Genomic DNA, 10,076 nt, shown 5'->3' with positions numbered 1-10,076 from the left:
AATGGCGCCTTACCGAAGCATCGGTATGACTGTCACAATGCGCCAGTGCACAGATCAACGGCCTCGCCCACCCACCCTTCGGGCAGAACCCTCGAGCCGGGGCCCGACCCGAAGACCCGCGTGATCGGGGCGCCGGGACACTCAGAGCGCCGCCAGCACCCCGCAGAGCGCAAGAAGGCCGCAGATCCCGAAGTTGACCAGCTTGTGCGAGAGGAAGATCGCCGCGAACTCGCGGATGGTCGCGCTCGGCCAGTAGTACCGGGCGGTGGGCGAGCCGAAGACGTGTCCGTTGACGCCCGTCTTGCGGGCGATCAGCGCGGCCCGGAAGGCGTGGAAGTTGTTGGTCACCACGACGCAGCGGTAATCGGGCTTGGCCCGCTCCATGATGGCCCTGCTGAAGAGCAGGTTCTCCTCGGTGGTGCGCGAGCGGTCCTCCCGCTCGATGCGCTCGGCCGGGAAGCCGCGTTCGATCAGGTAATCGGCCATCGCGTCGGACTCCGGCAGCTTCTCGTCCGGGCCCTGGCCGCCCGAGGTGATCAGCACCGGTGGGTTGCCGCGCGCGGCCTGCTGCTCGTACACCTCGCGGCCCCGGTTGAGCCGGCTGGCCAGCAGCGGCGGGACACGCTCGCCGCCGATCAGGCCGGACCCGAGGACGACCACGAAGTCCACGTCCCGGCGCGGCCGGTGGCGACCGTACAGGAAGGCGTAGCCGACGAAGCAGACGAACAGGAAGGAGATGTAGCCGACCACCAGGACGGCGGTGCCCGCCAGGATGGCGAGCCGCGGTGAGCGAGTGGCGAGGGCGGCGAACAGCAGCGCGATGACCGCGATGATGCCCAGCCCGGCGAGCAGGGAGAGCAGGTTGGCCGGGCGTCGGCCCTCCTTGCGGATCATGGTCACGCCGTTGGCGAGCAGGAACCAGACCAGGGCCACCGTTCCGACGGTCGGCAGCAGGACGATCGCCACCGCCGCGAGCTCCGCCACCAGCGTGGGCGCCCTGCGGAGTTCGGCGAGCAGGGCGAGGGCTAGCAGCGAGACGGCGATGCCGAGCAGGACGGCGTTGCTGAACCGACGGCGGTCGCGCAGCACCCCGATCCCACACAGCAGGAAGAACAGGGCAGCCGGGGCATAAGCGAGCATGGGTCGTATCGTAGGGGCAGCGGACTTGAAGATCATCTGTACGAACGGCCCGGTCGCCCCAAGGGCATTGGTTCCTCAGGCGAAGCGTTCGACGGCGGCGAGGAGGGCCTCCGTCATCTTCGGACTTCCGGTGTGCCCGGCTTCGTCGATCACCGTCAGCCGTGCATCCGGCCAGGCCTTGGCCAGTTGCCAGGCGGTGTCGAGCGGTCCGCCGAGGTCGAGCCGACCGTGGATCAGTTCGCCCGGGATCCCCGCCAGTCGCCCGGCGTCGCGCAGCAGTTGGCCGTCCTCGAGGAAGGCCTGGTGCGAGAAGTAGTGCGCGGTGATCCGGGTGAAGGCCATCAGGGCGTCGGCGGGGCGGTCGGAGTAGGCGTTCGGCTTGCCCAGCACCTCGTGCGAGATGACCGCGTCCTCCCAGGTGGCCCAGGCCCGGGCAGCAGCCCGACGGACGCTCTCCTCCGGGCTGTTGAGCTGCCGGCTGTAGGCGGCGAGCAGGCCGGACACGTCGCCGTCCCGGTCGGCCGCGGGGAGGAAGTCGCGGAACTCCTCCCACGGGCCCGGCAGGAAACGACCGACGCCCTGGTAGAGCCATTCGGTCTCCTCCGGGCGGGTCATGGTCACCCCGCAGATCACGATCGCGGAGACCCGTTCGGGGTGGGCCTGGGCGTAGGCCAGGATCAGCGTGGATCCCCAGGAGCCGCCGTACAGCAGCCACTTGTCGATGCCCAGGTGCTCGCGCAGCCGCTCCAGGTCGGCGACCAGGTGTGCGGTGGTGTTGTGTTCCAGCCCGGTCGACGGGTCGGCGGCGTGCGGCAGGCTGCGCCCGCAGCCGCGCTGGTCGTACTGGACGACGCGGTAGCGCTGCGGGTCGAAGTACCGCCGTGAGCCCGGGTTGTGGCCCGAGCCCGGCCCGCCGTGAACCACCACGGCGGGCTTTCCGGCCGGGTCACCGGAGGTGTTCCAGTGGATCCGCTGCCCGTCGCCGACGTCCAACAGGCCCTGCGCGTACGGCTCGTCGTGGTGGTAGGGCTGCTTGGACACCGGTAACTCCTCCATGGACGTTCGGACGGGGCGCCGGGTGAGCTTACCCGCCGTCAGTTCCGCGGGTGGAGCACCTGGGCCAGGACGAAGGCGGCCGCCAGCGAACCCGTGGTGAGGGCGACGAGCCCGAAGCCGCCGACGACTTCGAGCACCAGTCCGCCGAGGCGGCCCGCCGACGTGCGGGCGGCGCCGCCGAGCAGCCCGACCTGGCCGCCGGGGACGGGCGTCGGACCCCGGGTTGCTGCCCGACCGGCTCCTGTGTCGTTCGTAGCCGACCGCCGCGGTGACGCCGCAGGTCAGCGCCGCTCCGGCGGCAGCAGGGCGGCCAGGCCGTCGAGGACGCGGTTGAGGCAGAAGTCGAAGCGGGCGTCCATGTCCGGTCCGGTGAGGTGGTCGGCGAGCTGGGAGAGGTTCGGGTACTGGTCCGTGGGCAGGCCGCGGAAGAGGTCCCCGGCGGCGTCGGCGACGTCCCGGCGGCTGGTGCCGAGCACCTCGGCGGCCGAGATCGGTGACTGCTCCTGGAGTACGAAGCCCTGCACGAAGGCGCCCAGCAGGTAGCTGGCCATGGCCGTGTCGGCGTCGGAGAACCCGGCCGTGCGGAGCCGGTCGAGCTGGTCCTCCATCAGGTTGAGCAGGCACGGTCCCGGGGCGAGGCGGCCGGCCACGACCCTGGCGGCGTCGCGGTTGTCGAGCAGCAGCCGGCGGTAGCTGGCGGAGTACGCGTACAGCTCGGCCCGCCAGTCGTCCTGGCGCGGCGGGGGTTCGGCCGAGGCGAGGATCGCGTCGCTGAGCAGATCGAGCAGTTCCTGCTTGTTGCGGACGTGCCAGTACAGCGAGGCGGCCTTGACGCCGACCTCGGCGGCGACCTTGCGCATCGACAGTCCGTCCAGGCCGTCCCGCTCCAGCACGCGCAGCGCGGCCTGGGTGAGGGCCTCGCGGGTGAGGGCGGGGGTCGCGTCTTCGTTCTCCGGCATGGCTGTGCGGACGCCTCCAGCGGTCGGGCGGTTCTGTTCGGGTTCGGTTCGGGTTCGGTTCGTTGGACCGGTTCGGTGTGGCGGGTCAAGGGGGTGGCGGACTGACGGTGTGGCGGGTCAACAGTGCCACGAGCTTCCGGCGGATGAATCCGCAGGTCGGGAATATGACTTGCGAACTAACAGCGTTAGGGGCAGTCTGTGCGTGCCGGATCGGGCCCTAATGCCGTTAGGGACGAGAAATCGGGAGGGATCTCCATGGAGGAGCCGAGTACGCGCCACAGGAAACAGCTGGCGCTGCTGACGCTCTGTGTAGCCATGTTCATGGCCATGCTGGACAACGTCGTCGTCAATGTGGCCCTGCCCCGGATCGGGCAGGACCTGGACTCCGGGATCAGCGGACTCCAGTGGGTCGCCGAGGGCTACAGCCTGGTCTACGCCGCACTCGTGCTGACCGGCGGCGCGCTCGGTGACCGCCACGGCCGCACCCGGATGTTCGTGCTGGGTCTCGGCCTGTTCACGGTCGGCTCCGCCGTGGCCGCGCTCGCCGGGACGATCGGGGTGCTGGTCACCGGCCGGATGGTCCAGGGAGTGGGAGCCGCGCTGCTCACCCCGGGCAGCCTGACCCTGCTGGGGCACGTGTTCACCGACGAGCGCGAGCGCGCCAGGGCGATCGGCATCTGGTCCGGGGTGTCCGCGCTCGGCCTGTCGATCGGCCCGGTGATCGGCGGCCCGATGGTCGAGCACCTCGGCTGGTCCAGCGTGTTCTGGATCAACGTGCCGATCGGGGTGGCCGGGGTGCTGCTCGCCGCCACGGTCCTGCCGCAGATCCCGTCGCGCGCCCGGCGGATCGACTTCGGCGGGTTCGCGCTCTCGGCGGCCGGCCTCGGCCTGCCGGTCTACGCCCTGATCGAGGGCCCCTCGCGCGGCTGGACCGACCCTCGGGTGATCGGCTGCGGCGCCCTCGCCGTCGTCCTGCTGGTCGTCTTCCTACTGCTGGAACTGCGCCTGGCCGAGCCGATGCTGGAGCTGCGGCTGTTCCGGGACGGCGTGTTGAGGGGCGCCCTGTTCAGCGCGCTCATGGTCAGCTTCGGGATGTTCGGGGCCCTGTTCTTCCTGCCGCTGATGATGCAGGGCGTGCTCGGCTGGTCCCCGTCCGGTGCGGCCTACGGCGGCCTGCCGATGACCGTGATGCTGGTGGTCGCGGGCCCGCTGTCCGGTCGGCTCGCCGCCCGGTACGGGCCCCGGCTGCCGATGGTGCTCGGTCTCGCGCTCTGCGCGGCCGGCCTCGGCGGGCTGTCGCTGTACGGTGAGCACGCCCGCTACCTCGAGTACCTCTGGACGCTGTTCACCCTGGGCTTCGGCATGGGCCTGACCTTCACCCCGATCTCGATCGCGGTGCTCCAGCGGGTCGCTCCGGCGCAGACCGGGATGGCCTCGGCGACCATCAACACCCTGCGCGAACTCGGCGGCGTGCTCGGGATCGCGGTGCTCGGCGCCGTCCTGACCAACCGTTTGACGGAGCAGTTGACCGCGGCCCTGCACCGGCTCGGCGTCCCGGCGGAGGCCGTCGGGACGATCGCGGACGCGCCCACCGGCGCGGCGCACGGCGGTGGCGCCGCGGCCGGAGTGATGCCCACGCCGGTCCAGCAGGCGGTGGACGGCGCCTTCGTCGACGGCATCCACCTCGCGCTGCGCTGCGGCTCGGTCGCGCTCGCCGTCACCGCCGTGCTGGTCGCCGTGCTGCTCGGCCGGGCCCGCCCGCTCGCCCCGGCGGCTTCCGGCGAACCGCAGCAGGAGGAACTGGCCGGGGGCCGCTTCGCCTGAGCGGTGCCGAGTCGATGCCGTGCCGACGCCGTGCCGTGGCGACGCCGTGCCGTGGCGACGTCGGGCCTTGGTGCCGCCGATGTCCTGGCGACGCCGTGCCGATGCAGTACCCCGGATCGGGGTTGGGGCGGTGCGGGCACGGCTCCTCAGCGGATCCCCTCCACCGCCGCCTGCGCCGCCCGGGCCAGCTCCCGCCGGGCCCCCGCCCGGGTGGGCTGCGGCCCGGGCGGCGGGATCGGCGGCAGGAAGGTGACGTCCGCGACCAGGCCGCGCACCGCGACCACCCGGGCGAGCGAGGTGAGCAGCCCGTCGTCGCCGATGAAGGCGGGCGCGCTGGTCGACCGTCCGTCCGCCAGCCGGTAGCGGATCGTCACCGGCTGGACGAAGGCGCCCGCCTCCACTGCGGCCTGGAACAGCGCGGGCCGGAACCGGCCGCTCTCCCGCCCGCACCAGGTCGACCCCTCCGGGAAGACGATCACCGGGTGCCCGGCGCGCAGCACCTCGGTCACCGTCGCCACGGTGTCCGGGAGCGTGCGCAACCGGTCGCGGTCCAGGAACACGGTGCCGCCCCAGGCGACCAGGTGCCCGAGCACCGGCCAGCTGCGGACCTCGGTCTTGGCCAGCGAGCGCCCGGGCCGCCCGGCGGCGAGCAGCGGGATGTCCAGCCAGGACACGTGGTTGGCCACCACCAGCGCCCCGTCGGCGCCGACCGCCGTGCCGCCGCGAGCTCTGCCCGACTCGCCTGCTCCGCCTGACCACGGAGCCCCGGATGTCCCGAGGTGGACCGTCACCCCGAGGGCGCGCAGCAGCACCCGCGCCCAGAGCCGGATCAGCCGGTCCCGGACGCCGTACGGCAGCAGCCGCACCGGAAGGCTGAGCAGCACGCCCGCGAGCACCGCCACCAGGCAGGCGGTGAGCCGCAGCACCCGCCGGGGGTGCGAGACCTCCGGCGCGCGTTCGTTCAGGCAGGTCTCCGGCCGGCAGGGCGCGGTCGGCAGCCAGACGCTCATGACGAGGCGCCGGGGGCGGCCGCTCCGGACAGGAAGTGCCGCAGGTAGCGCGGGTCGGTGCGCTCCAGCGACAGCAGGACGTACAGGTCGGCGCAGCCGAAGTCCGGGTCGTACGCGGGCTCGCCGCACACCCAGGCGCCGAGCCGCAGGTAGCCGCGGAGCAGGGCGGGCAGGGCGCCGCGGTCGGCGCGCGGCACGCCGGTGGCGTCCCAGCGGCGGTGCGGGGTGACCCGGTACTCCTCGGGGGCCAGGTACTTGGCGCTGACGGTGTCCCAGACCCGGGCCGCGGTGGCGCCGCCGTCCTCGAGGTCGATCGAGCAGCAGCCGCCGACCCAGGTGTTGCCGGTGTCGGCGAGGTAGCGGGCGATGCCGCCCCACATCAGGTTGATGACCGCGCCGTTGCCCCGGTGGTCGGGGTGGATGCAGGAGCGGCCGAGCTCGACCAGGCCGGGCCGGACCGGTGCCAGCGCGGAGAGGTCGAACTCGCCGTCGGAGTAGAGCCGTCCGGCGCGACGGGCGGCCTCGGGACGCAGCAGCCGGTAGGTGCCGACGACGGCGCCGTCCTCGCCCTCGCGGACCAGCAGGTGGTCGCAGTACTCGTCGAAGGCGTCGATGTCGAGGCCGGCGACCGGGCTGTGCAGCTCGGCGCCGAGTTCGGCGGCGAAGACCTGGTGGCGCAGTCGCTGGGCGGCGCGCACGTCGTCCTGGTCGCCGGCGAGGGAGACGGTGTACGTGGCGGCCGGGGCCGGCTGGTGGCGAGGCGCGGGGACCGCCGGGGCGTCGTGGGCGGGGGCGACTGCGGACGGAGCGTACGTGGGGACGGTGGTCATGGCGGACCCTCCAGGGCAGCACGGTCGGCGGTGCCGTGGATCGCCAGGGCACCGTCCCGGCCCGCAGGAGTCGGGCATGGATGCGAACCGGTCCCCGTATGTGTCTCCAAGCCGGTTGGCATTCACGTTGCGGCCCGGCGGAGCGCAGATGTGCACCTGTTGAATGGGATCCCCCGTGGCCCGTCGGCCACCTGCCCGGCACCGGGCGGTCGTTCGGCCGGGGTGGACAACGGGGGCGCGCACCTGCATCGCACGCCCCCGTCGTCACGCCTCCCGGAACCGGCCGGCCGACCGGCTCAGAACGCCTGCCAGCCCTGCGGGTCGACCCCGCCGGGAACGGCGGCGGCCGGCCCGTACGGCTCGCGGGTGTAGACGAAGGACCCGACGTCCAGGTGGCTGACCGTGCCGTCGGCGTGCCGGACCACCCGCAGCGTCTCGCCCGCGTAGTAGTTGTCCAGGCCCAGCCAGCTGCCGTCCGGCTGGGGCCGGAAGCGCGATCCCCGTTGGCCGCCCGCGAGTTCGGTGAGCTCCAGGACGCCCTCGGCCCGCAGTCGCAGGGCGTTGGGCGCCGCGCCCCAGTACCAGGGGCCGGTGAGCGCCAGCAGTTCCTCGTCCACCTCGGGCAGCGGACGCCAGGGCGCGGGCAGCCGGGGTTCGTGAGCCGCCGTGATGCCGATCAACTGGGCGGCCAGCAAGGGGGTGTTGGCGCCCCTGGTGGCGTTGGACAGGGCGAACGCGGCCAGGCCGTCCTCCTCGCTGACCCACAGCCCGGCCGTGAAGCCGGGCATCGAGCCGGTGTGGCCGTACAGCAACCGACCCTCGTGGCGGCGCAGTTGCAGGCCGAGGCCGTAGCCGGAGGTCCACTCGGCGTCGTCCGGGCCGACGGCGGGGCGGCGCATCTCGGCGAGGGTGTCGGGCTGGAGCACCTTGTCGTGGCCGGCGGCGAGGAAGGCCGCCCAGCGGGCCAGGTCGGCGCCGGTGGACCAGAGCTGGCCGGCCGGGCCCATCAGGCCGGTGTCCGTGAGCGGTTCGGGCAGCATGACGTCGGCCCAGGGGTGGACGGCGAAGCCCCCTGCGTGCGGGTGCTCGGGTAGCAGGGTGGTGCGGTCCATGCCGAGCGGGGCCAGCACCTCGCGGCGCAGCACCTCGCCCCAGGGTTCGCCGCGCAGCTTCTCGACCAGTGCGCCGAGCAGCGCGTAGCCGGGGTTGGAGTAGTGGTGGCGGCGCCCGGCCGGGTGCTTGAGCGGGCTCTCCTCCTCGAGCAGGTCGCCGAGTTCGGGTCGCAGGGCGCCGTCCGTCCGCTCCCACCAGGGCTCGGGCGTCTCGGCGGCGAGCCCGCCGGAGTGGGCGAGCAGTTGGGCGACGGTGGCCTGGTCGGCCGGGGTGCCGGGCAGGTGGCGGCCCAGCGGGTCGGCCAGGTCGAGCAGGCCCTCGTCGCGCAGCCGCAGCACCAGCACCGCGACGAAGGTCTTGGTGAGGGAACCGATCCGGTACTGGACGTCCGGGTCCGGCGCGTGGCCGTCGATCATGCTGCGGGCACCGCTCCACACCAGCCGGCCCTCCCGCACCACCCCGGCCACCAGCGACGGGGTGCGGCCCTCGGCCTGGGCGACGGCGACGCGGTGCAGCAGGGCGCGGCGGGTGGTGGGCAGCAGGTGGTCGGGCTGGTCGGTCATCTGATCGTCTGAGCTCATCGGCATGGACGGACAGTAGCCCAGCCGGGCCTCGGACCAGCGTGAATATACCCGGCAGCCGGGCTCCCGCCAGACCGGCAGACCGCCAGAACCTCGGACCGTCAGCCCGTCCGTCGGTCAGTCCGTCAGCGGCGGCAGCTCCGGCCGCTCCAGCCATGCCTCGAACAGCGGGCCGAGCGGCGTGGCGGTGTACCGGGAGGCGTGGGCGAGGAGGTCGCCGGTGGCGACCACGCCGTGCCGGTTGACACCGGCCCAGTCCCGCAGCATCGCGAAGAACGCGTCCTCGCCGAGTGCCCGCCGCAACGCGTGCACCGTAAGGCCTCCGCGCTGGTACAGCCGGTCGTCGAACATCAGCCGGCGGCCCGGATCGCCGAGCCTGAGGTCCTGCGGCAGTCCGGCCAGCAGCCGGTGCGCGGCGGCGGCGTGCACAGACGCGGCCGGGCCGCCGGAGTGCTCCGACCAGAGCCACTCCGCGTACTTGGCGAAGCCCTCGTTGAGCCAGATGTGCCGCCAGTCGGCGATCGAGACGCTGTTGCCGAACCACTGGTGGGCCAGCTCGTGCGCGATCAGCCGCTCGCGCTCCCAGCCGCCGCCGAGGTGGTTGGTGCCGAAGGTGGCCACGCCCTGCGCCTCCACCGGGACGTCCAGCTCCTCGTCCGCGACCACCACCGCGTACTCGCCGAACGGGTACGGCCCGAAGACCTCGGCGAAGTACGCCATCATCTCCGGCTGCCGCGCGAAGTCCCGGGTGAAGGCCTCGGCCAGCCGCTGCGGCACGTACCCGGTCTGCGCCACGACACCGGTCCGCGGGGGCGCGGGGCGGGCGGCAAGCGGCACCGGCTGGTAGTGCCCGATCGAGACCGTCACCAGGTACGACGAGGTCGGTGCGCTCTGCTCGTACACCCAGGTGGTGCTGGAGGCCCGGGCGGTCCGGGTGAGCAGCCGCCCGCCGGACACCACCGTGAACGGGGACGGCGTGGTCACCGCCACCTGGTACGTCGCCTTGTCCGCGGGCCGGTCGTTGCACGGGAACCAGGACGGCGCGCCGACCGGCTGACTGGCCACCAGCGCGCCCTCGGTCAGCTCCTCCCAGCCCAGTCCGCCCCACGGGCTGCGCACCGGCCGGGGGTTGCCGGTGTAGTGCACCTCGACGGTGAAGGCCGCACCCGCGGCGAGCGCCTTGGCCGGGCGGATCCGCAGTTTGCCGCCGCGGTGGGTGTAGCGGGCGGCCTTGCCGTCCACCAGCACCCGCCCGATCCGGAACTCGGCCAGGTCGAGCGCGAACTCGGCCAGTGCCGCGTTCGTCACCGCGCTGAGCCGGGCCGAGGCGGCCAGCCGGTTGGGCCCGGGCCGGTAGTCCAGCGCGATTTCGTAGCGGTGCACCCGGTAGCGGTGGTCGCCGCTGTTCGGGAAGTACGGGTCCGGACCGCCGGCGGCCGGCGGGGCGTGCTTGGGCTTCACGGGGGCGGGTGCTTCCTGCGGGCCGGGACGGATGGTCGTGCCCGGGCGGGTGGTCATGCCGGGACGGATGGTCGTGCCCGGGCGGGTGACCATGCCGGGGCG

8 protein-coding genes are annotated in these 10,076 nt (G+C 73.4%); 1 reads left to right on the top strand and 7 read right to left on the bottom strand.

Annotated elements, in window-relative coordinates:
• Window positions 1–141 precede the first annotated feature (141 nt).
• From ACWCYO_RS26360 to ACWCYO_RS26350, 3 genes are all read right to left on the bottom strand, one after another.
• The gene (locus tag ACWCYO_RS26360; RefSeq protein WP_449785582.1) at window positions 142–1,140 is read right to left on the bottom strand and encodes a YdcF family protein; all 999 of its coding nucleotides are present in this window, start codon (window positions 1,138–1,140) and stop codon (window positions 142–144) included.
• 75 nt (window positions 1,141–1,215) lie between these two features.
• On the bottom strand, window positions 1,216–2,196 hold the full coding sequence (pip, locus tag ACWCYO_RS26355) for a prolyl aminopeptidase (RefSeq protein WP_449785581.1): 981 nt from the start codon (window positions 2,194–2,196) through the stop codon (window positions 1,216–1,218).
• Window positions 2,197–2,477: 281 nt separating this feature from the next.
• The gene (locus ACWCYO_RS26350; RefSeq protein WP_270149647.1) at window positions 2,478–3,155 is read right to left on the bottom strand and encodes a TetR/AcrR family transcriptional regulator C-terminal domain-containing protein; all 678 of its coding nucleotides are present in this window, start codon (window positions 3,153–3,155) and stop codon (window positions 2,478–2,480) included.
• 255 nt (window positions 3,156–3,410) lie between these two features.
• Between ACWCYO_RS26350 and ACWCYO_RS26345 the strand changes: the two genes are divergently transcribed.
• Entirely contained in the window at window positions 3,411–4,979 is a 1,569-nt protein-coding gene (locus ACWCYO_RS26345) for an MFS transporter (protein WP_449785580.1), read from the top strand.
• 146 nt (window positions 4,980–5,125) lie between these two features.
• Here ACWCYO_RS26345 and ACWCYO_RS26340 read toward each other — a convergent pair whose 3' ends face one another.
• The 4 genes from ACWCYO_RS26340 to ACWCYO_RS26325 all read right to left on the bottom strand — a co-directional run bounded on the left by ACWCYO_RS26340 (window position 5,126) and on the right by ACWCYO_RS26325 (window position 10,031).
• Window positions 5,126–5,989, bottom strand: coding sequence for a lysophospholipid acyltransferase family protein (locus tag ACWCYO_RS26340; RefSeq protein ID WP_449785579.1), 864 nt, complete (start codon window positions 5,987–5,989; stop codon window positions 5,126–5,128).
• Window positions 5,986–6,819, bottom strand: a complete 834-nt coding sequence (locus ACWCYO_RS26335) for a GNAT family N-acetyltransferase (protein ID WP_270149652.1) — start codon at window positions 6,817–6,819, stop codon at window positions 5,986–5,988. The genes ACWCYO_RS26340 and ACWCYO_RS26335 overlap by 4 nt, the downstream gene beginning before the upstream one ends.
• Window positions 6,820–7,115: 296 nt before the next feature.
• Window positions 7,116–8,495, bottom strand: a complete 1,380-nt coding sequence (locus ACWCYO_RS26330) for a serine hydrolase domain-containing protein (RefSeq protein ID WP_270151439.1) — start codon at window positions 8,493–8,495, stop codon at window positions 7,116–7,118.
• Between the two features lie 135 nt (window positions 8,496–8,630).
• Complete coding sequence (locus ACWCYO_RS26325; RefSeq protein WP_449785578.1) at window positions 8,631–10,031, bottom strand: M1 family metallopeptidase; 1,401 nt, start codon at window positions 10,029–10,031, stop codon at window positions 8,631–8,633.
• Window positions 10,032–10,076: the final 45 nt, after the last annotated feature.

It is taken from the genome of Kitasatospora sp. NPDC001683 (genome assembly GCF_053596495.1).
Note: the sequence above shows the minus strand (reverse complement) of the source record. Positions and strands in the feature narration are given on the sequence as shown.